Annotated in this window: 21 protein-coding genes and 2 rRNA genes; 22 read left to right on the top strand and 1 reads right to left on the bottom strand. The window is 52.9% G+C overall.

The window, feature by feature from the left end; genetic code table 11:
• From D3P09_RS27085 to D3P09_RS27020, 14 genes are all read left to right on the top strand, one after another.
• Positions 1–127, top strand: a 23S ribosomal RNA gene (locus D3P09_RS27085); the annotation flags it as partial.
• A 126-nt stretch (positions 128–253) separates the two neighbouring features.
• A 5S ribosomal RNA gene (gene rrf, locus D3P09_RS27080) occupies positions 254–370 on the top strand.
• Between the two features lie 721 nt (positions 371–1,091).
• Entirely contained in the window at positions 1,092–1,838 is a 747-nt protein-coding gene (locus tag D3P09_RS27075) for a GntR family transcriptional regulator (protein ID WP_165867595.1), read from the top strand.
• A 19-nt stretch (positions 1,839–1,857) separates the two neighbouring features.
• Complete coding sequence (locus tag D3P09_RS27070; RefSeq protein ID WP_120114544.1) at positions 1,858–2,808, top strand: sugar phosphate isomerase/epimerase family protein; 951 nt, start codon at positions 1,858–1,860, stop codon at positions 2,806–2,808.
• Positions 2,805–4,010: a M20 family metallopeptidase gene (locus D3P09_RS27065; protein ID WP_120114543.1), complete on the top strand. Its 1,206-nt coding sequence runs from the start codon at positions 2,805–2,807 to the stop codon at positions 4,008–4,010. Before D3P09_RS27070 ends, D3P09_RS27065 begins: the two co-directional genes overlap by 4 nt.
• Positions 4,011–4,015: 5 nt before the next feature.
• Complete coding sequence (locus D3P09_RS27060; protein ID WP_120114542.1) at positions 4,016–5,212, top strand: threonine synthase; 1,197 nt, start codon at positions 4,016–4,018, stop codon at positions 5,210–5,212.
• The gene (locus tag D3P09_RS27055; RefSeq protein ID WP_120114541.1) at positions 5,212–6,558 is read left to right on the top strand and encodes an ABC transporter substrate-binding protein; all 1,347 of its coding nucleotides are present in this window, start codon (positions 5,212–5,214) and stop codon (positions 6,556–6,558) included. The genes D3P09_RS27060 and D3P09_RS27055 overlap by 1 nt, the downstream gene beginning before the upstream one ends.
• 87 nt (positions 6,559–6,645) lie before the next feature.
• Positions 6,646–7,530 carry a carbohydrate ABC transporter permease gene (locus D3P09_RS27050; RefSeq protein WP_243644552.1) on the top strand — a complete coding sequence of 295 codons (885 nt, stop codon included), beginning with the start codon at positions 6,646–6,648 and terminating at the stop codon, positions 7,528–7,530.
• A 42-nt stretch (positions 7,531–7,572) separates the two neighbouring features.
• On the top strand, positions 7,573–8,376 hold the full coding sequence (locus D3P09_RS27045; protein ID WP_207892561.1) for a carbohydrate ABC transporter permease: 804 nt from the start codon (positions 7,573–7,575) through the stop codon (positions 8,374–8,376).
• Positions 8,377–8,397: 21 nt separating this feature from the next.
• On the top strand, positions 8,398–9,447 hold the full coding sequence (locus D3P09_RS27040) for a Gfo/Idh/MocA family protein (protein WP_120114538.1): 1,050 nt from the start codon (positions 8,398–8,400) through the stop codon (positions 9,445–9,447).
• Positions 9,448–9,471: 24 nt separating this feature from the next.
• Complete coding sequence (locus tag D3P09_RS27035) at positions 9,472–9,930, top strand: RidA family protein (RefSeq protein WP_120114537.1); 459 nt, start codon at positions 9,472–9,474, stop codon at positions 9,928–9,930.
• Between the two features lies 1 nt (position 9,931).
• Positions 9,932–10,675, top strand: coding sequence for an MBL fold metallo-hydrolase (locus tag D3P09_RS27030; protein ID WP_120114536.1), 744 nt, complete (start codon positions 9,932–9,934; stop codon positions 10,673–10,675).
• A gap of 30 nt (positions 10,676–10,705) precedes the next feature.
• Positions 10,706–11,437, top strand: a complete 732-nt coding sequence (locus D3P09_RS27025; RefSeq protein ID WP_120114535.1) for a sugar isomerase domain-containing protein — start codon at positions 10,706–10,708, stop codon at positions 11,435–11,437.
• 39 nt (positions 11,438–11,476) lie between these two features.
• Positions 11,477–12,997, top strand: coding sequence for a xylulokinase (locus tag D3P09_RS27020; protein WP_120114534.1), 1,521 nt, complete (start codon positions 11,477–11,479; stop codon positions 12,995–12,997).
• Between the two features lie 80 nt (positions 12,998–13,077).
• Here D3P09_RS27020 and D3P09_RS27015 read toward each other — a convergent pair whose 3' ends face one another.
• Entirely contained in the window at positions 13,078–13,722 is a 645-nt protein-coding gene (locus tag D3P09_RS27015) for a YitT family protein (RefSeq protein ID WP_120114533.1), read from the bottom strand.
• Positions 13,723–13,876: 154 nt separating this feature from the next.
• Here D3P09_RS27015 and D3P09_RS27010 point away from each other — a divergent pair, with 154 nt between their 5' ends.
• From D3P09_RS27010 to disA, 8 genes are all read left to right on the top strand, one after another.
• Positions 13,877–14,314 (top strand): Lrp/AsnC family transcriptional regulator, encoded by a 438-nt coding sequence (locus D3P09_RS27010; protein ID WP_120114532.1) that lies wholly within the window; start codon positions 13,877–13,879, stop codon positions 14,312–14,314.
• 78 nt (positions 14,315–14,392) lie between these two features.
• The gene (locus D3P09_RS27005) at positions 14,393–14,764 is read left to right on the top strand and encodes a DUF3221 domain-containing protein (protein ID WP_165867594.1); all 372 of its coding nucleotides are present in this window, start codon (positions 14,393–14,395) and stop codon (positions 14,762–14,764) included.
• A 330-nt stretch (positions 14,765–15,094) separates the two neighbouring features.
• A complete protein-coding gene (locus D3P09_RS27000) occupies positions 15,095–15,556 on the top strand; it encodes a CtsR family transcriptional regulator (protein WP_120114530.1) in 462 nt (153 codons plus the stop codon).
• A 15-nt stretch (positions 15,557–15,571) separates the two neighbouring features.
• Positions 15,572–16,090, top strand: a complete 519-nt coding sequence (gene mcsA / locus D3P09_RS26995) for a protein-arginine kinase activator protein McsA (protein ID WP_120114529.1) — start codon at positions 15,572–15,574, stop codon at positions 16,088–16,090.
• 30 nt (positions 16,091–16,120) lie between these two features.
• Positions 16,121–17,206 carry a protein-arginine kinase McsB gene (gene mcsB, locus D3P09_RS26990; protein ID WP_120114528.1) on the top strand — a complete coding sequence of 362 codons (1,086 nt, stop codon included), beginning with the start codon at positions 16,121–16,123 and terminating at the stop codon, positions 17,204–17,206.
• Complete coding sequence (gene clpC / locus D3P09_RS26985) at positions 17,203–19,668, top strand: ATP-dependent protease ATP-binding subunit ClpC (protein WP_120114527.1); 2,466 nt, start codon at positions 17,203–17,205, stop codon at positions 19,666–19,668. The genes mcsB and clpC overlap by 4 nt, the downstream gene beginning before the upstream one ends.
• A gap of 263 nt (positions 19,669–19,931) precedes the next feature.
• A complete protein-coding gene (gene radA / locus D3P09_RS26980) occupies positions 19,932–21,299 on the top strand; it encodes a DNA repair protein RadA (protein WP_120114526.1) in 1,368 nt (455 codons plus the stop codon).
• Positions 21,300–21,310: 11 nt separating this feature from the next.
• The gene (disA, locus tag D3P09_RS26975; protein ID WP_120114525.1) at positions 21,311–22,387 is read left to right on the top strand and encodes a DNA integrity scanning diadenylate cyclase DisA; all 1,077 of its coding nucleotides are present in this window, start codon (positions 21,311–21,313) and stop codon (positions 22,385–22,387) included.
• Positions 22,388–22,447 lie beyond the last annotated feature (60 nt).

The following is a 22,447-nucleotide window of genomic DNA, read 5'->3' as shown; positions in this document are numbered from 1 at the left end:
AGCCCCCCTCAAGATGAGATTTCCCAATTAGTAAGACCCCTTGAAGACGACGAGGTTGATAGGTTCGGGGTGGAAGCACAGCAATGTGTGGAGCTGACGAATACTAATCGGTCGAGGGCTTATCCTAAAGGAACCCCACAAAGTGACGATATGCTTTGAAGCGTATGCCGATTACTTTGCGTGGACCCCAATTGCTAAAGAACATGTAAGCACTACTTTCGTATCCAGTTTTCAAGGTACAAACCCTTGAACGTTTGGTGATGACGGCGAAGGGGAACCACGCGTTCCCATACCGAACACGACCGTTAAGCCCTTCAGCGCCGATGGTACTTGGACCGCAGGGTCCTGGGAGAGTAGGACGTCGCCAAGCACAGATAACCTACCGCATTTACTTGCGGTAGGTTTTTTGTTGTTCGTACAAGGCTATGCCTGTCCGAAACGCTTGGCGACGTTCCTCTCCCGGTCTGGGAGAGTGTCCGAACCTCTTCATCGAAGCAACTCGGTGATGTGGGCCCGGCCTTAGCGGTAGGTTCAGACGCCGACCGTGATGCGAAAGCTTCGAAGCCGATTCATTCGGTGCGGAATGGACGTCGCCAAGCACAACAGCCTACCGTCTATTACGGCAGGCTTTTCAGGTTTAAAGATCAAAGCTAAAGATAAAACCTAAAAATCTAAAGTCAAAATACCATTCTCCACGGGAGAATGCTCAATCCACAAAAGACTACTCGGCATCAATACGATGCCTCCTGTAGCCATCAAGAGCATAAAATCAATGAAATAAATCACCTGCAGCTGCTCCCGGCTACAGGTTTTTTCGTTGAACAGAATATTATTTTTATACCTTTTAAAACAAGAAGATTCAGCTATAATGCTGGAAAATTTGATTAATTTCGAATAAAATTCATAGAATTATTAGAATTTTTTAATGTTATGCAACAATTTGAGCAGTAAGATTGTGCAAATTTGAAATGATTCAGAATATTCGCCATTGAAAAATGATATTGACAAATGTGTGAAGCTTGAAATATATTAAATTCAACAACTGGTATAGACGACTACTTCACTATATGACATGTGATAGAGGTGATGCCATGAAAGACTTGAAAGGTTTTATTGATCGCAATAGCGTCCTTCCGCTTTATTTTCAAGTGAAGGAGTATTTGCGCAATCAGATTCAATCGGGCTTGTATAAGCCGGATGAATTGATTCCTTCTGAGCGCGAGTTGTCCGAGGAATTTGAGATTAATCGATTGACGGTCAGACAAGCTATTAATGAGCTGGTGCAAGAAGGATTGCTGTATCGCCAGCGTGGCGTCGGCACATTCGTGTCCACGCCGAAAATTGAGCAACCGCTTACGAAACTGACAAACTTCAGTACGGATATGCAGAATCGCGGGGCTGTGCCGGGCGCACAGGTTGTGTCGATACAAGTCATTCCTTCGCCCAAGCAGGTTGCAGCGCAGCTTCTCCTGGAGGCAGGCGAGGAAGTGCTGGAAATTGTGCGGGTTCGTACGGCAGATGGCGAGCCGATGGCGCTTGAACGCTCTTACCTTGTATACGAGCTGGCGAGACCGCTGCATGGCATGGATATGGAAAATGTGTCGTTATACGAAATGCTGGAGAGGTTTTGCGGGCTCAAGCTTGTGAAAGCGGTTCAAACGATTGAAGTGGCTGCCGTCTATCCGGAAGAGGCAGGGATACTTGAAATTGGACAACATGATGCTGCCATGCTAATCGAGAGGACGACTTACGCAGAAGGCCTGGATCGTCCGGTGGAATATGTAAGATCGCTATATAGGGGAGACCGTTACAAGTTTACAATCGAAATGAACGTCTAGACATCTGAGGAGGAGCAATATGAGCAATCATTTGAAGCTGTCGTTCGAGATTTGGCCTAACATGCCGTGGGGAAGACTGGAGATCGCAGGTCCTGCCTGGAACTCCTGGGGAGATAAATCGCTAGAGTGGTGTATCAGACAAATTGCTTCCTACGGTTATGAAGGCTTCGATGTCATCTATCCGAAGATTCAAGAAATATTGCCTCATGAATACGACGACACAGTCAAAAAGGTGCGCAAAGCGATGGACGAAACGGGCTTGGCTTTCTCCTCCATCGGCTGCCATACGACGTTTGTAACACCGCGTTACTTTGACCGCGATGCCGGTATCGCCAAATTCAAAAAAGCAATCGACGCCGCATCTGATATGGGCGCAGGCACTGTCGTGACACTAATTGGAGACGGTTACTACGATCCGCCGCTCTATAATCTGATGACGCGCAAAGAAGCTTGGCATCAAGTAGTCACAGCGACACAAGAGGTTGCGGATTACGGCAAAACAAAAGGAATCGACGTCAGCATCGAGCTGATCCAGGGTACGATCATTAACAACATCGATGACATGCTGAAGCTGTTCGAACTGGTCGATCGCCCGAATGTGTATGCTTGTGTTGATGTGGGAACCTTCTACACGACCGTTAAGCCGCGTATGCCGATCAAGGAAGCGATTCGCAAGCTAGGCGACCGGATTCGCGTTACGCATGTGAAGGACGAGGTAGGCTTCCCGAACATTATGCAATCGCAGCACGTATGGTTTGGCGCAGGCTTTGTCGATTTCCGCGAGATGGCGGAAGCGCTGAAGGAAGTTAACTTCCAGGGCTACAACTCCGTTGAGTGGGAAGGCTTCCAGACTGGCGGCTTGTACGGAGTCGGGGACCCTTCAGGCGTTAGCATGACAGATTTCGACCGCGTAGCGGAAGAGTCGAAGGAATACCTCGAAGAATTCGGCTGGGGCAAACAAAGCAAATGAATAAGGTAATCGCCGCTTCAGCCCCTGGAGAGATCGAAGATCTATTAACACAGCTCATTGCTATCGAGAGTCATAGCGAGGTACTGGGGCAGGAGATGCGGTTAGCCGTATACATGCAGCAATGGTTCCACGATCAGGGGATCGAATGCGAGATTCAAGAGGCGATCCCCGGTCGTCCCAATTTGATTGCAAGGCTCGTCGGGAGAGGAGGGGGCAAGTCCTTGCTCCTCAACGGGCATCTCGATACGGTTCCCCCCTATGACATGAGCAACCCATTCCATGCGACTCTAATCGGGAACCGCCTATATGGCAGAGGCAGTGTGGACATGAAAGGTGCGCTTGCCGCGATGATGATGACCCTGGCCGCCATACAACGCAGCGGCATCAGCATGGATGGCGATGTCATCTTCGCTGGAACAGCCGGAGAAGAAACGTATAGTCCAGGAGCGTTCCATCTGGCGCGCAGCGGCTTTCGGGCAGACTATGCCATCGTCGGTGAACCGACCGGCATGAAAGTCGGCATTGCGCACAAAGGAGTAGCCTGGTTTGAAGCGGACTTCGCAGGCCGTTCCGTTCATGGCAGCGTACCCGAACAAGGCGTGAATGCCATCTACCGGGCTTCACGTTGGATCAATTATATTCAGGATCATTACCTGCCTGAGCTCAAGCTTCGCAATCATCCGCTGCTTGGCTCTCCTTCCTTGAATATTGGGATGATTCAGGGAGGAACCAGACCGGTGATCGTTCCGAACCACTGTGCGATCGGCTTCGAGAGGAGATTGCTGCCAGGAGAGTCGGCTGAATCAGCCTTGACGGAACTGGAATTGACACTGGACGCCGTTCGACAAGAGCATCCCGGATTTGACGGCAGCATTCGCATCTCGGACAATTTTCACGGCGTACCGCATGGTCCGATGGGAACGAGCGCTGATAGCTTGCTGGTGAAAGCGATGCTGGAGGCTTATGAGACGGAGTTTGCGGTAGAAGCAGCAGAGCAGCCTATCGGCTTGCAATTTTGGACAGACGGAGCATTGCTGCAAGAGGCCTGTCCCGAAATCATCGTCTGCGGGCCCGGGAATATTGAACAGGCTCATTCCAACGAGGAGTATATTGAGCTCGGACAACTGCATAGCGCTTATCGCATGTATGTGCAAGCCGCACTCGCGCTTGCGGGGCAGCCTGTACCTGATGAGGAGGCATAGCATCTATGAATACGTTCCGGCCCGTATGCTGGTATTGCGGAGAGACCTACGAGGCAGAACCAATCTATACTTGCAGGCGCTGCAAGGGCACTCTGGATATCCGCTATGAATACAAGGAGATTTTCGGCAAAGCCTACTTCGAGCCGTTATCGGCATCTGCAGGAAGCGATATCTGGAGATTTCGAGAGCTACTTCCGATATGGCCGAATCGCAAAGCGGTCACGCTCGGCGAAGGCGGGACACCGCTTATTCGCACTCATAATATACTGAATATTGCGAATAATCAGTCTTTATGGTTGAAGCTGGAATCTGTCAATCCGACACTGGCATTCAAGGACAGGCCGCTTGCGGTTGCCATGACAGCAGCAGCCCAATTTGGCCTGAATGAGGTTGTATGCGCTTCAACTGGAAACACGGGCGTGGCAGCCGCAGCTTATGCGGCGCGGGCCGGATTGCGCTGTACGATCTATGTGCCGGAAGGCACGCCAGAAGAGAAGCGAGCCGCGATGGAGCAGTATGGAGCGGTGCTGCACACCGTGAAAGGGCATTACAGCGATGCTTACAAAGTGGCGGAAGAGATGGCGCTAGAGCGGCAAGCCTTTAATCTGACTTCCACCTACATGAACCCTTACGCAGTAGAAGGCAACAAGACGGTTGCCTATGAGCTGGCTTTCCAGCTTGGCAAGGTTCCGGATTGGATCATCGTGCCGATTGGCGCGGGTCCTTTATTATCCGGTATCTACAAAGGCTTTAAAGAAATGCAGCTTGCGGGATTTATAGACAAGCTGCCGCGCATGGCAGGAGTACAGGCCGAAGGATGCGCGCCGATTGTGAAAGCGTTCCACAATGGCGAGGCTGGCGTGCAGCCTTGGAGCGATCCGGTTCAGACGATTGCTTCGGGGATAGCCGACCCCTTGCTGACTTATCCGGCGGATGGAACCCGCACCTTGTCAGTCATCCGAGAATCCAAAGGAATTGCGCTCGCTATAGCGGATGCCGAATTGCATCGCTATCGCAAGCTGCTGGCGGAACGCGAAGGCGTACTTGCCGAGCTGTCGTCCGTGACAGCTGTTGCGGCTGCGGCGCATATGCAGCAGACTGGCTTGCTTGAGCAGAATGCTACCATCGTATCGATTGTAACCGGACATGGCCTTAAGGATATGTCCGCTGCAATAAATCATACAAAAGGGAGTGTCTTGTAATGAAGAGTAAAAAATTTCTGCTGCTGATTGCACTAGTTATCGTGCTTCAAACGGTGTTAGCGGCATGCTCGTCGAACAGCGGCGGCTCGGAAGGCGGCAAGGACAAAAACGCCAATTCGGGCGGCGGTGACGGCAAGGTGACGGAAATTACGTTATGGCATATGGAGGAGCCGCCGAACCGGGTGAAGCGATTCCAGGAGATTACGGATGCCTTCAACAAAGCAAACCCAGACATCAAAGTAACCGCACAAGTACAAAGCTGGGGAGATGCATATTCGAAATTCCCGGCGTCCATTATGTCAGGCACAGGTCCGGATCTGCTCTTTACAATCCCGGATTATACGACACTGATCAAGGAATTGGGCGTAGTTCAGCCGGTGGATGACATCATCGCGTCGCTCGACAGCAAGCACGGATTCCTGGATGCAGCTCTTGAGCCATACAAGTACGACGGACAGACGTGGGCGGTTCCGATCTTCGGCATGGTTCAAGTCTTGTGGTACCGCAACGATCTGCTGCAGGCAGCCAATGTAGAGCCGCCTAAGACATGGGCGGAGCTGAAAGCTGCAGCTGAGAAGCTGACTTCCGGCAGCCAATACGGCATTGCGCTGCCGGCGTCGAAGTCAATGGCAACCGATCAGGTTCTGTACAGCTTCCTGGTATCTGGCGGAGCTAAGCATGTCATCAATGGCAACAATGAGATTACCTTCGATAATGAAAAGACGGTAGCGGCTTATCAAATGTACAGCGATCTGATGAAATTCTCTCCGCCAGACAGCAACACTTATCAGTGGGGCGAGCCGCAAGCGCTGTTCAACTCCGGCAGCGTAGCCATGGCGATCGAGAAAGGTCAATACCTGTCGACCTTCGAATCGGAATCCGGCCGTCCGGCATCCGACCTGGGCGTAGTGCCGATGCCGGTAGGCGAAGGCGGAGAAGAAGGAAGCATCTACTACTCCAACGGCATCATGGTTCTGACAGACGATGCGGCTAAGAAGGAAGCGATTACGAAGTTCTTCGAATTCCTGTTCGAGCCGGAGACGTACGGCAGCTTTGTCAACGCGGAGCCAGGCCTGTTCCTGCCGGTTACGGAAGACGGCAGCAAGGCGGAGAGCTTCTGGAACGATCCGGTCATCAGCAAATACAAGGATCAAGTAGAGGTTCTGATCCAGGCTTCCAGCAAAGGCGCTTTGTTCGGCTTCACAGATGGCGTAGCGTCCAAGATCGGCCAGATTGCAGGACCGAACTACATGGCCCAAACGCTTGAGAATATTATCATTGCGGGCAAGTCGGTTGAGGAATCAGTCAAGTGGGGACAAGCCCAAATGGAAACTGCTGTGAAATAATTGGACGAGGGGTTTGATGGGCAGGGGTATGCGAGAAATGTTGCCATACCCCTTCTCGTCCCTCTAGGGGAGTGAACAGGCTTGGAGATGTTAGGCAAAGGCAAAAAGTTCAATAAACTGCTGCCCTATCTGCTGGTTGCGCCTATTGTGATTTGGATTGTGGTGACCATATTTGTTCCTTTAATCAGCGTTATCAAGGAAAGCTTCTACAGCACTGGGTTTATCGGTACAAAAGGCACATTCGTCGGCCTTGATCAATACAAAGCCACTTTGACATCAAGCGCTTACTGGACAGCTTGGAAGAAGAGCTTGATCTGGGTGCTTGGCAACGGTCTTACGCAGACGGTGCTTGCCTTCAGCGTAGCGTTATTGCTTAACAAAGCATCGCGCATGACGAATTTTGCACGTAACTGGATGATCATCCCTTGGATTATACCGACGATTGTCGTCGCTATCTTTTGGCAATGGATATTTAACGGTTCCTACGGCATTTTTAACCGCGTGCTTCAATCGCTTCATCTCATTGATAAACCGATTAATTTGCTGGGCGACAGCTTCTGGTCGTTCCCGATCGTCATCTTCATCAACACATGGCATTGGTTCCCGTTCATGGCTGTTATCGTACTGGCGGGTCTATCCACCATTTCACAAGACATTTATGAGGCCGCCGATGTAGATGGCGCGAACAAATGGCAGCAATTCTGGAGAATTACATTCCCGTCGCTTGGGAAAATCACGTTCGCGCTTGGACTTGTCGGCACATTATGGTCGTTCAATATATTCGATACCATTTATATTCTAACCGGCGGCGGTCCTGCGGGAGCTTCTACGACTGTACCGGTCATGATCTATCAGCAGGCATTCGAGCAGTTCAAGATCGGACAAGCTTCGGCGACCTCGATCATCACTGCCGTATTCTTGAGCATATTCGCTTTCTTCTTCCTCAAATTCGCAGGGCCTAAGGAAGATTAACAACAAGCTTATCTCATCGCTACCGGAAAGTTGGTGACTGTCGTGAAAATATTCCGATATATCATCGGTATATTGCTGACCTTTTTAATAGTCTTTCCCTTCTACTGGGTCATCGTCTCTTCATTCAAGCCGGCTGATCAAATCCTGAAGCCGGACCTGTTCCCGAAGGCCTTTACCCTGGTTCATTATCAAGAGCTGATTGAGCAGACATCGTATTTAACGAACTTGTCCAACAGCATCATCGTATCGATCGGCACCATGGCGATCTCGGTACTCATCGTCATTCCGGCAAGCTTCGCGCTGTACCGGATGAAGTTCAAGGGACGCAAGTTCGTAAGCCGGCTTATACTGGCAACCTATGTATTCCCCGGCATCCTGCTGCTTGTTCCTGTCTATCAATTGATGGCGGATCTGCACCTGGTGAACTCCTTGTTCGGACTGATGGTCATTAACGTCACATTCGCAGCGCCGTTCTCCGTATGGCTGATGCAGGGGTTCTTCGACAATGTGCCGATTGCGCTTGACGAGTCGGCAGCCATCGACGGCGCCGGCCGGATGCGGACGCTGTTCCAGATCATACTGCCGCTTATCGGACCTGGGATCGCGACGATTTCGATCTATGCGTTCATTATGGCATGGACGGAGTTCGCCTTCTCGTCGGTACTCATCAACAGCGATTCGCTGCGTACGCTCCCTATCGGTCTTAACGCCATTATGGGTCAGTACACCGTACGCTGGGGCTGGACGACTGCTGGAGCAGTGCTTGCCTTGCTGCCGGTTGTCATCTTCTTCGCTTTCGTGGGCAAGTATTTTGTGAAGGGCCTTACGGCCGGCGCGGTCAAATAATCGATTCATGGAGGTGTCGCCATGGAGAAGCTTCGTATCGGATTAATTGGAACGGGACGATTCGGCAGGCTGCACCTGCGGGTGCTCCGCCAATTGCCCCATGTGGATGTGGCTGCAATTGCAGATGTCTATGAGCCCGCTCTTCGGTCGACGGCTCAGGAATTCGGTATCGGAGCCGAGGAGTGTTATCTGGATCCGCTGGAGCTGATTAAGCGTGAGGATCTGGATGCGGTAGATATTGTGTCGGACGAGCAGTCGCATGGTCCGCTTGTTATTGCTGCGCTGCAATACGGCAAGCATGTCATTGTCGAGAAGCCGCTATCCGTTACGAGCGAGGAAGCTCATGCGATTCGCCGTCTTCAGGCTGAGACGAAGCGTCAAGTGATGGTTGGCAATATCTCGCGATTCAGCCAGCCTTACTACGCAATCAAGCGCAGTATAGACAATGGCATGCTGGGGAATGTAGCGGCGATTCGGTCCAAGCGGAATTTCAGCCGTTCATGGTTCCATTCCTTCGGCAATCGCGTGCATCCCGTATATGAGTCGGGGGTGCATGAGCTGGATCTAATCGTCTGGTACGCCGGCTGCCGCTGCCTCCGGGTATCCGCATTCGAGCGCAATATGAGCGGTTACGTCCATCCCGATTTGTTCTCCGCTGTACTGGTATTCGAGAATGGATTGGTCGCCTCGCTCGACTCCAGCTGGATGGTGCCTTCCCTCGGTCCGCAGAACCTGGTCGAGACGCTGGAGCTGGACGGTACGATCGATGCCGAGATTGAAGTGATCGGGGATAAGGGGACGGCGAAGTTCGGCCTCGCGCATCCCGGTTTTGCCATATGGACCGATAACGGCATTCAACATCCCGAGACGACATTATGGCCGACAGGACCGGATGGAATTGGCGGTGCAATATTGAATGAGCTGACTCATTTTATTAACCAAATAGTGAAGGGGCAATCTTCGCCGGTGATGCCTTTATCCGATTCCGTGCATGTAATGGAGATCGCGGAGGCGATTGTGGAGGCGGCGCGCAGTGGAGAGACTGTCCAGCTTGGGAGCGGACAGCAATAGATGGAGAGAAGGGGTGGATGAACGATGTCGATCGAGAACCGCTTGGAGCAATTAGGCATCAAGATTCCTCATGTTCCGCCTCGCTTCAACTTCGTGCCCGGCGTTCAGATCGGGGAGCTGTTATTCATCTCAGGAGCTACGCCGGAGATAGACGGAGTGATGCAGCAGCCGGGCCGGCTTGGGGCGGATATTGATATCGAGACGGGTCAGAAGCTGGCCAGGCTGGCCGCCTTGAATTGCCTCGGCGAGATGCAAATGGCGCTCGGTTCGCTGGATCGGGTACAGCGCATTGTACGGGTCATGGGGTATGTGCGCTCCGCAGAGGACTTCGGGGATCAGCCGCTGGTCATCAATGGCGCTTCCGACTTGCTGGTGGAAGTGTTCGGCGAAGCTGGGCGGCATGCAAGAGCTGCGCTTGGGACGAGCGAGCTTCCGTCAGGAGCGGCTGTTGAGCTTGAGATGATTGTGCAGGTCAAGAGCTGAGATGAGGATTAGCAGAGATATTTATCTAATAGGAAGCGGGAAGCTGGGCTTCGACTGGACACATCCGGCAGACTGCAATGTGTATGCGGTGGATACGGGAGAAGGCCTCACTTTGATTGATAGCGGGACCGGCTTGTCGGTAGACGGGCTGGCGGGTCACTTGGAAGAACATCAATTGTCGATAACAGCTGTGACACATATATTGCTTACCCATCTGCATGCTGATCATTCTGGAGGCGCAGCGGAGATTGTCCGCCGTACAGGCGCGCAGGTGGTCTTGTTGGATGAGGCGGCTTCTATTCTTGAAGCAGGGGACGAGAACGCTATTGACCTCCCTCGGGCGAGACTGGCCGGCTTCTATCCGCCGGATTATAGCTGGACGCCTTGCAAAGCCGACATTCGGCTCCGGGACGGAGAGGCTCTAGCGATCGGGCGCTACACCTTTACTGCGATGCATACGCCGGGGCATTCCCGCTATGACACTTGTTACGTCATGGAAGCAGCAGACAGGCCTAACGTTCTGATCAGCGGAGACACCGTGATGTACGGAGGGAAGATTTCCATGCTCAGCACGCATGATTTCTCGGTCGCCGATCTAGCTTCAAGCATGGAGCGACTCTCGGCTTTGGAGCCGGAGATGCTGCTGCCTGGTCATGGACAGCCGGCCTTGTCCCGGGCAACGGAGCATATACGCACAGCCTCTCGAATTTTTGGCACACTGGGCATTCCGCCAACTATCAGTTAACGGGGTTGGCCATCAGGAAGGGGTAATCATATGCTTGCTAGCAAATTTGTTCATGAAATTATTGGCCATATTCAATTGGTAGAGCAAGAAGAGCGCCATTCTATTATGCAGGCAGCGGATTGGATCGCGGATTCCGTAGCCCGTGACGGGCTTGTGCATCTATTCGGATGCGGCCACTCTCATCTGCTGGTAGAGGACTTTTTCTATAGAGCCGGCGGCATGGTGCCGGTCAATGCGATATTGGAGACGAGCATTATGCTCCATGAAGGAGCGGTCAAAAGCTCGAAGATCGAGCGGATGACAGGATACGCTCCGGTTATTCTCGATAATTACAATGTCATGGCGGGAGAAGTCATGATAGTGATATCCAACTCCGGAATCAACAGCCTGCCGGTAGAGATGGCCCAATCGGCCAAGGAGCGGGGACTGAAGGTGGTGGCGATTTGTTCGTCTGCATACTTTCATGACGAGACCCGACACCCTTCCGGCAAACGGCTTAGCGATATAGCCGATCTGGTTATCGACAATCATATGCCGCATGGAGACGCCTTGGTTGAGATTCCGGATTTCTCGATGAAAATGGCTTCCGGCTCTACCGTCATTGGCAGCGTCATTCTCAATATGATCATGACCAGCGTGGCAGAGAAGCTGGTGGAGCGCGGCATAGAGCCGCCTGTCTATGTCAGCGGCAATATACCGGGCGGCTTTGAGCGCAACCAGGTCTACATCGACAAGTACAGGCAACGGATCAAGCATCTGTAGAAGCGCCTGAAGAGCAACTTGTGAAAGCGGGGAGTGGAGATGAAGGACTCGTCTTTGGTACTCAGCATCGATATCGGCTCCACAGCCGTCAAAGTTATTGCAATGACAAAGGAAGGCGAGATTGCAGCTTCGGAATCCGGCCATTATCCGACAAGCTCCCCTTATCCGGGCTGGGTTGAGCAAGATCCGGAATCCTGGTGGGCAGCGGCCTCGGCGGCAATTAAGGGATGTCTGGAGAGGGTCGGCCCGGCTGCCATTGGGGCGGTATCCTTCTCCGGGCATATGAGCGCGCCAGTTCTCTTGGATGAAGACGGCACACCTGTCATGCCCAGCATCCTGATTGCCGATGCCCGCTCGCATGAGGAGTCGGCTTATCTCAAAGCGCACTACAAAAGAGACTTCCTCCAATTAACAGGGAATGAGCCGATTGACGCCTTCACCGTATCGAAATTGCTATGGATCATGAAAGCACGGCCGGATGCGATGGACCGCGCTCGTACTTTGTTATTCCCCAAGGACTACATCCGCTACAAGCTGACGGGGCAGCTCGGCACGGATCAGACGGACGCGGGGAACAGCTTGCTGTATGATCATAGCAAAGGCGAATGGGCGTTAGGGCTCATTCGGGAGTTGGGACTGCCAATTCATATATTCCCGCGCATCCATGCTTCCTCGGATATTGTCGGTCATGCTTCGCATGATGCTTCGATAGCAACGGGACTCCTGGAGGGGACACCAATTGTAGCCGGCGCTGCGGACATGGCTTGCAGCCAGCTAGGAACAGGTGCTGTCCGCACAGGCACGCTGGCTATTACGCTAAGCACATCAGCACAGGTGGTCATGAGGGTGGATTCCATCGCTTCCTCTAGTGCGGGTCAAATAACCTACCATCCTTCCGCCATTCCGGGAACCTTATACGCGATGGGCTCCGTCTTCACTGGAGGACTTGGCATCGATTGGGCTTACCGCCTTGTCACAGGCAAGAGCCGGCTGTCAGCGGCAGATTATGCGGCTATTAACCAGCTGTGTGAAGGTATGAAGGGAATTCCTCCAGGCAGCGCCAATGTCATGTTTCTGCCCTTCCTGGTAGGGAGCGGGACGCCGCATTTCGATGCTGCGGACAGGGCGACCTGGATCGGGCTGTCGACGGGACAGACGCCTGAACTGCTCATGCATTCGGTTATGGAAGGCATTGCCTTTAATATTCGGGAAAGCATGGAAGTCTTTCAGAAAGACGGGCATGCCATCGACAAGGTTCATCTGGGCGGAGGAGGAAGCCGCAATCAAGTATGGAGCGCCATGATTGGGGACGTGCTTGGCAAAAACTTGTCATTCCTGCATAATCGCGACGCATCCGCAATCGGAGCCGCCATGCTTGCTGGAGTCGGAACTGGTATGTGTACGATGGAAGACATTATCTCGCAGAAGCTGGTCAGCACATCGGAGCCATCGCCATATTCAGAGGATCGACACCGTTCCTATGATGTCATTTATGCCAGATACCTGAGTGCCTATCGGGCGCTCAATGAATGGTACCGGAATGAGCAGACGGCCCAATAGGGCATCAAGATTGAACTTCACATACGAAAAAAGGAATCCTACGCATGTTGTTCATGCGGGGGATTCCTTTTTTAGTGGACTTAATGAACAGCGGCCGTATGAACAGTCCGGGCCTCTCCAGTATTGACCGTACCAAGCCTCCGCCTAAGCAAAGCGAGCACCGTGGATGTAACGGCTATGGATACCACGGAGATAAGGCCGCTCGTCAGCGAGTAGGCGAAGAGGCTGGATGCGATGACGATAAAGTCGAAGGCAAAGTTGCTTTTTCCGGGATTGATGCCATGCTTCCTGTGGAGATACAACGCCAGTATCGTGGCTCCGCCTAGCGATGCGCCATTGCGGAATAAACCGATCAAGCCGACCCCGATGAGGGCTCCTCCAATAATTGCTCCGGGCAGCGCCGGAACTGTGAACGCGGGCAGCAGGTTATCGAGCGAGCTTAGCCCAGTAAGCATCGCGATGGCAACAATGGTCGTGAACGTAAAGGATCTCCCCATATAAAAAAATGAAAAAATAAAGAACGGTAAGTTGAGCAAGGCGAACATGTAATGGAACGGAATGTCCAGCATGGGAGATAAGCTGAGAGCGAGCCCGGCTGTTCCTCCAGTAACAACGCCGGAATGCTTTAATAGTAGAAGCCCACCGGCCGTTATGAAGCAGCCGAATGCAATATGAAGCCATTTTTGCACAGATGCCTTCACTTTGTAGCCTGATAATAGCAACATTTTGCATGCACCACCTGCATAAGGTTTATATAAATTAGAATACAGCAGTATTAATTCAGGTTATATGTTAAATTGAACGATTTTCATGTTAATATAGATAACATTGAATCATATAATCGGGATTAACAAGCAAAGTGAAAGGTGGCTTGCAAAGATGGACCATTTGGATCGAACTCTCTTGAAATTGTTGCAGGAAGACGGGCGCATGACGGTAAGCGAGCTTTCCAAGAAGCTGGCTCTGAGCCGGCCAAGCGTGTCGGAAAGGCTTCTGCGTCTGCAAGAGAAGGGGGCTATTACGGGCTTTGCTGCCAGAGTATCGCCTGCTGCGCTCGGAAGGAATATTCAGGTCATTATTCAGATTAGCGAGTTGAAAGTATCGCCGAACGAATTCGAGAAGCGGATTGTGCATGACGGAGATGTATTGGAATGCCACCGTGTGACAGGTACGGTCAGTTATATATTGAAAGCGGCTGTTGCCAGCATGGATGAGCTGAGCGAGCTGGTGGAACGGCTGATGCCTTATGGCAATGTGAACACGTCAGTTATTCTCTCATCTCCGGTTTTGAATCCCGTTGTGCTGCCTAAGGACTGACAATGGATTTGTTTATGAAGGGAAGAAAAGGGGTAATTCCGTTGTAGCTGCATATGCAGCCATCAAGGAGGGATGCCCATGAAGTTGAAAGCGATGCTCGCGATCTGGTGTCTGGCGGCTGTCGTCATCCTGTCAGGCTGCGGAGCGGGCGAGAAGCCTGAGGCGGCCTGGGACTATAAGTCCGGCCGTGTCATTGCCATTCAGAATAATCAGCTGCTGGTTATCCAAAGCAAGGACGTGGCAGAGATCGAATTGAAGCCGGAGCTTAAGTCTGTGGATGAAATATTGGCGGTGCTGCGCCCCCAGGCGATTTGGCTGACGGTGACCGACGAGACGGACATAACGGGTGTTGAGGTCGGCGATGATGTGTTTGTCGAGATCGAGGGAGAAGTGGCTGAATCATATCCGGCGCAGGCCAAAGCGGGCAAGATTACGAAGGTGCAGGCATAGGGAGGACGGCAAATCGCCAAGCTTCACCGTGAAATGCTATGCAACCCTAATCAAAATGCAATGGAGAGGCTACATATCGCTGCAACGAATGTCAGCAATCGCCGTAATATACAGGTATAAACCAAGCTTCGGCGCATCAAGCTAGATAGTAGCGATGTGCCGATTTTTGCATCTGTATAAATGTTCAGAAAATTTAAACTCCATTGTATTGACCTGCGGTAATTTTTGCGTATAATAAAGTTAAAGTCAAAGAAAGTCAAAGTCAGTTGAGGGCAGCTAATCCCTCGCTGCCAGGCTTATTTTTGACGCAAGATCAGGGAGGTTGGTGGTTTGCGTAACATTTCCGATCTCATTGAACAGTATTTGAAGCATATGCTGGATGACAGCGAGGAGAGTGCCGTTGAGATTCAGCGCAATGAGCTTGCGGATAAGTTCTCGTGCGTGCCTTCGCAGATCAATTATGTCATCAGTACCCGGTTCACGCTGGAGAAGGGATACATGGTTGAGAGCAAGCGCGGCGGCGGGGGCTATATTCGCATCCAGCGCGTCGATTTGCCGGCGCTTAAGATGATCCAGTACCACATTGAGCGGACAGTAGGGGATAGTGTCGATCAGAGCGCTGCCGAAGGGCTGATCTATCAGCTACAGGAAGCGGGACTGATTACGAAGCGCGAGGCGAATTTGCTTGGGGCGGCTATCCATCGCGATACGATTGCCTTGATGCTGCCTATGCGGGACGAGATGCGGGCAAGACTGCTGCGTTCGATGCTTATTTCACTGCTGGTCAAATAGGAAGGGGGACGTGTTTTGTTCTGCCAAGAATGCGGCAAGAGGCCGGCTACGCTTCATTTTACGAAAATTGTGAATGGCGAGAAGACGGAGTTCCATATTTGCGAAAGCTGCGCCCGCGAGAAGGGCGAAGGCATTCCCGGCACACCGAACAGCTTCTCCATTCATAGTCTTCTCTCCGGATTGCTCGACTTCAATTCGCCGGGAGCCTCAGCGCCTCAAGCGCCGCCGCAAACGGTGCGCTGCGAGGAATGCGGGCTGACCTATGCGCAGTTCAGCAAGATAGGGCGATTCGGGTGCAGCTCGTGCTATAGCGCGTTTGCGGATCGGCTGGACCCGCTGCTCAAGCGAGTGCACAGCAGCACGACGCACAGCGGCAAGATTCCGAAGCGGTCCGGCGGGCAAATTCAATGCAAGCGGGAGATTGAGCAGCTCAGGAAAGATATGCAGACTTATATTGAACAAGAGGAATTCGAGAACGCAGCCGAGCTTCGGGACCGCATACGCGAACTGGAGCGGAAGCTCGCAGAGCTGTAGATATAGCTAAGGTGTAAAGGAGTGAGCCTGTTGACGAAGCATCGATTCTCAGAGGATGCGCTCAGCGATTGGATGAGGGGCGCCGGTCCCGATTCTGATGTAGTCATTAGCAGCAGAGTGCGTGTGGCGCGCAATTTGCGATCTAAGCCGTTCCCGATGCTGGCGACGAGCGAGCAAGCTTCGGAAGTGCTGAATCAGCTTGCTGAAGTAAGCCGATCCCGGAAACTGGACGCGTACGGCCGCTTCGATACGATACTGCTCTCCGATCTCAGCGAGCTGGAGAAGCGAGTGCTCGTCGAGAAACACCTCATTAGTCCCAATCTGGCTAATGAATCGCGCGGAGGCGCCGTCATCCTGAGCGAGGACGAAGCGGTGAGCATCATGATTAACGAAGAAGACCATTTGCGCATCCAATGTTTGTATCCCGGATTTCAGATCGGCGAGGCATGGACGTTGGCAAGCGGAATTGACGATATATTCGAGGAAGAGGCAGATTACGCGTTCGATGAGAGGCGCGGCTATCTGACGGCGTGTCCGACCAATGTCGGAACGGGCATCCGGGCATCCGTCATGATGCATCTGCCGGCATTGGTACTGACGCAGCATATCAACCGGATCCTGACGGCCGTAACACAGGTCGGGCTGGCGGTTAGAGGGCTGTACGGGGAAGGCAGCGAGGCGCTGGGCAATCTGTTCCAGATCTCGAATCAGACGACGCTAGGACAGTCGGAGGATGAGATCATTGAGAACCTGCACGGTGTTGCGAAGCAAATTATCGAGCATGAGCGGGCGGCGCGGAAGCGGCTGCTGGAGGAATCGCGAATGAGGATCGAAGACCGTGTGAAGCGGTCATATGGCATTCTATCCCACGCAGCGATTATGGATTCCAAGGAAGCGGCCCAGCGATTGTCGGATGTCAGACTTGGAGCGGACCTCGGTCTGCTGGAAGGTGTAACGCCGCAGGTGCTGAATGAACTGCTTGTGATGACCCAACCGGGCTTCTTGCAGCAGGCATTCAATGAGACGATGAATTCCGAGCAGCGGGATTACCGCAGAGCGGAGCTTATACGAAGCCAATTAAGCGGCAAAAATGATCATGGGGGTGTAGAACAATGATGTTTGGAAGATTCACGGAACGTGCACAGAAGGTACTGGCGCTGGCGCAGGAAGAAGCGGTTCGTCTTGGACACAACAATATCGGCACAGAGCATATTTTGCTGGGATTGATTCGGGAAGGGGAAGGCATCGCAGCCAAGGCGCTGACAGGGCTTGGTCTTGGACTGGAGAAGATTCAGGACGAGGTTGAAGCGCTGATCGGACGCGGTCAAGAACAGCCGAACAATATCGCCTACACGCCTAGAGCGAAGAAGGTTATTGAGCTGTCGATGGATGAGGCGAGAAAGCTTGGCCATACCTATGTAGGCACAGAGCATATTCTGCTTGGACTCATTCGCGAGGGTGAAGGCGTGGCAGCGCGGGTGCTGAACAATCTCGGCATCAGCCTGAACAAAGCCCGCCAGCAAGTGCTTCAGCTGCTGGGCAGCAGCGAAGCGGTATCGAGCAACCACGGCTCGCAAGCCAATGTAAGCACACCGACGCTGGACGGACTGGCAAGAGACCTGACGGCTTACGCGAAGGAAGGTAATCTGGATCCCGTTATCGGGCGCAGCAAAGAAATCGAGCGTGTCATCCAGGTGCTTAGCCGCCGGACGAAGAACAACCCGGTTCTGATCGGCGAGCCTGGCGTCGGCAAGACGGCGATTGCAGAGGGCCTCGCCCAGAAAATTATCGCCAACGAAATTCCGGAGACACTGCGCGACAAGCGCGTTATGACATTAGATATGGGTTCTGTCGTTGCCGGCACGAAGTACCGCGGCGAATTCGAAGACCGTCTCAAAAAAATTATGGATGAGATCCGCCAAGCGGGCAACATCATCCTGTTCATCGACGAGCTGCATACGCTTATTGGCGCAGGCGGCGCGGAGGGCGCGATCGACGCCTCCAACATTCTGAAGCCGGCGCTGGCGCGCGGCGAGCTGCAGTGCATCGGTGCGACAACGCTGGATGAATACCGCAAATATATCGAGAAGGATGCTGCGCTTGAGCGCCGCTTCCAGCCGATTACGGTAGACCAGCCGTCTGTTGAAGAAGCCATTCAAATTCTGCATGGCCTTCGCGACCGCTACGAGGCGCATCATCGCGTGAAAATTACGGACGAATCCATCGAGCAAGCGGTAAAGCTGTCCGACCGCTATATTACGGACCGCTTCCTGCCTGACAAAGCGATCGACCTGATCGACGAAGCCAGCTCCAAGGTAAGGCTGAACTCGTATACGGTTCCGCCTAATCTGAAGCAGTTGGAGAATCGCTTGGAGGATATCCGCAAGGAGAAGGACGCGGCGGTTCAAAGCCAGGAGTTCGAGAAAGCGGCGGCGCTTCGCGATACGGAGCAGAAGATCAGAGAAGAGCTGGACGTTACGAAGAACCAATGGAAAGAGAAGCAAGGCCGCACCGACTCCGAGGTAACGCCTGAAGATATCGCTCAAGTCGTCGCAAGCTGGACCGGCATTCCGGTCAGCAAGCTGGCGGAAGAAGAGACGGAGCGTCTGCTCAAGATGGAATCTATTCTTCATGACCGCGTTATTGGTCAAGAAGAAGCGGTGAAGTCTGTATCCCGTGCGATCCGACGCGCAAGAGCGGGTCTGAAAGATCCGAAGCGTCCGATCGGCTCCTTCATCTTCCTCGGCCCGACGGGCGTAGGTAAGACTGAGCTGGCCCGCGCGCTTGCGGAAGCGATGTTCGGCGATGAGAATGCGGTTATCCGCATCGATATGTCCGAATATATGGAGAAGCATTCCACATCCAGACTGGTCGGCGCTCCTCCGGGATATGTCGGCTACGAGGAAGGCGGCCAGCTGACCGAGAAGGTTCGCCGCAAGCCATACTCCGTCGTGCTGCTTGATGAGATCGAGAAGGCGCATCCGGAAGTGTTCAATATCCTGCTGCAAGTGCTGGAGGACGGCCGATTGACCGATTCCAAAGGCCGCGTCGTAGACTTCCGCAATACGCTGATCATTATGACGTCGAACGTCGGCGCCGATCAGATCAAGAAGAACTCGTCCTTGGGCTTCACAGCCGTACAGGATGCGGGACGCGACTTTGCAGTTATGAAAGACAAAGTTATGGCTGAGCTTAAGAAAAGCTTCCGTCCGGAGTTCCTGAACCGGATCGATGAGACGATCGTCTTCCACTCGCTAGGTGAAGAGCATATTGCTCAGATCGTGACGCTGATGTCCGACGAGCTTCGCAAGCGTCTGCGCGAGCAAGAAGTGGACTTCTCGCTTACCGAAGCGGCGAAGAACTTCCTCGCGAAGGAAGGCTACGATCCGCAATACGGCGCGCGTCCGCTGCGCCGCGCGATCCAGAAGCATATCGAGGACCGTCTGTCCGAGGATCTGCTGATGGGCCTCATTCAGAAGGGCGACTCCTTCGTTATCGACGAGAAGGATGGGGGGCTTGTCGTCAACAAGTCGCTTAAGACCCCTTCGCCAGAGGAAGAGTCAGCTGCAAAATCTTAAGAAATAGCACGAATCCCCGATAGCCTGAGGCTGTCGGGGATTTTTTGTTTTGCCAACGCTGAAGGAGCTGTCTTGTGGAGACGCTTAGATAAGCAGCTGCAAGAAAATTTATAGAAATCCGCTAATTGTCCGATAATGATGGCAATGGCGGGACAAGGGGTTATAATAGAGGAGATCCAATTTTTTTCGTGAATAATGTGCCTTTATCAGATGGGAATATAATGGTAAACTTTAATTATGAGAATTGTTAGAAGGAGTTCGGGATGGCCAAAATAAAACTGAAGTTCGTATGCACCGAATGCGGCACCGAATCACCGAAGTGGCTGGGGAAGTGTCCGGGCTGCCAAGCTTGGAACACGATGGTGGAGGAGAAGGAGACGGTCGTTAAGACGAAAGGTGTCGGCTTATCGTCGATCCATACGAAAGAAAAACCTCAATCCATCATACATATAGAAAGTGGGCAGGAACCGCGGATCGAGACACGCATGCTGGAGCTGAACCGGGTGCTTGGCGGCGGCGTTGTGCCAGGGTCGCTTATTCTGGTAGGCGGAGACCCGGGCATCGGCAAGTCGACGCTGCTGCTGCAGACATCGCATGCGCTCGCGGTTAAGGGCCTTAAGGTTCTATACATATCCGGAGAGGAATCGGTGCGGCAGACGAAGCTGCGCGCTGACCGGCTGGGCGCGCTTACGGAAACGCTTTATGTATTGTGCGAGACGAATATGGAGCAAATTAACGATGCCATTGAATCGGTACAGCCCGATTTCCTCGTGATTGACTCCATTCAGACGGTCTACGACCCGAGAGTGGAATCCGCTCCGGGCAGCGTATCGCAGGTTCGCGAGTGTACGGCCCATTTCATGCGGGTAGCCAAGATTAAGGGGATTGCGACGGTGCTGGTAGGCCATGTGACGAAGGAAGGCGCCATTGCCGGACCAAGGCTTCTGGAGCATATGGTCGATTGCGTCTTGTACTTCGAGGGAGAGCGCCACCATACTTACCGCCTGCTTCGGGCGGTGAAGAACCGGTTTGGCTCGACGAACGAGATCGGCATTTTCGAAATGGGAGAGGAAGGGCTGCGAGAAGTCTCCAACCCTTCGGAGTTGTTCTTGTCAGAGAGGCCGCTTGGCGTATCCGGCTCTACGGTTGTAGCCAGCATGGAAGGGACGCGTCCGGTGCTTGTCGAGCTGCAAGCGCTGGTTGCGACGACGAATTTCCCTTCGCCGCGGCGGATGTCGACGGGAATCGACCATCATCGGATGGCCTTGATTATTGCGGTGCTGGAGAAGCGGAACGGTATGTTTCTTCAGACGCAGGACGCGTACCTTAATGTAGCAGGCGGCGTCAAGCTGGATGAGCCTGCGGTAGACCTTGCAGCGGCGGTCAGTCTGGCATCCAGCTTCAGGGATGCGCCGACAAAGCCATATGATGTCATCTTCGGCGAGGTCGGACTTACCGGCGAGGTCAGAGCCGTATCCCGCGCGGAGCAACGAGTGAAGGAGGCCGAGAAGCTCGGCTTCAAGCGGGTCATCATGCCGGAGAAAAGCCTGAAGGGCTGGAAAGCTCCGGACGGCATCGAAATTATCGGAGTTGGAACGGTAGCGGAAGCACTTAAGGCAGCGCTTGGATAGGGGGGCATCAGATGAAAGAACCGACACAGCAGGAAGTCATGAATCAGCTTTTGCAATTAGTTGCGCCAGGCACCCCTTTTCGTGAAGGGTTAGAGAATGTGCTTAGAGCCAAAACAGGCGCTCTTATCGTAGTGGGATATAGTCCTGAAGTGATGGAAGTCGTCGACGGCGGTTTCTCCATTAATTGCGACTTTTCGCCGAACTATCTATATGAGCTTGCAAAAATGGACGGCGCGATTATCATGAGTGAAGATATGAGACGGATACTGTACGCCAATACCCAGCTTATCCCGAACAGCTCTATTCCGTCGATTGAGACGGGGATTCGCCACCGGACGGCGGAGCGGGTCGCCAAGCAGACGGGCAAGCTGGTCGTGTCCATCTCGCAGCGGCGCAATATTATTACATTGTATCAGGGCAACCTGCGCTATTCGCTGAAGGATATGGGCGTCATCCTGACCAAAGCGAATCAGGCGATTCAGACGCTGGAGAAGTATAAGGCTGTTTTGTCGCAGTCCTTCACGAATCTGTCCGCGCTGGAATTTGAGGAACTGGTTACCTTGCAAGAGGTGGCCCACGTCATTCAGCGCGTGGAGATGGTGCTGCGAATCAAGATGGAGATCAACCGTTATGTGAATGAGCTTGGCACGGAGGGCCGGTTGATCAGCATGCAGATGGATGAGCTGGTCGGCGGAGTTGAAGAAGATGGCTGGTTCTTATTAAAGGATTATGCGAAAGATAACTCGGACGAGAAAATCCGCGAAATCCGCACGGGATTGAAGAAGCTAAGCTCGGAGGAGCTGCTTGACGCAACGCCGATTGTGCGCCTGATCGGATATCCGCATACGAACAATATGGCAGATGAATCGGTATCGCCTCGCGGCTACCGCCTGCTGAATAAGATCCCGAGACTGCCGTTTATTATTATGAATAATCTGATTGAGCGCTTCCAGCGGCTGCCTCATATTCTGATGGCTACGATCGAAGAGCTGGATGAAGTGGATGGGATTGGCGAGGTTCGTGCACGCGCGATTAAGGAGGGTCTGCGCCGCATCCAGGAGCAGATGTTTATTGACAGGCAAATTTAATTCCCATACAATTGATAGAATGTGTTCCAGACTTTATTGAGCTGGGAAGCTTGAAATTGG

It is taken from the genome of Paenibacillus pinisoli (assembly GCF_003605435.1).
In the GTDB taxonomy this organism is placed as follows: Bacteria; Bacillota; Bacilli; order Paenibacillales; family Paenibacillaceae; genus Pristimantibacillus; species Pristimantibacillus pinisoli.
This window is presented reverse-complemented; position numbering and strand designations above follow the sequence as displayed.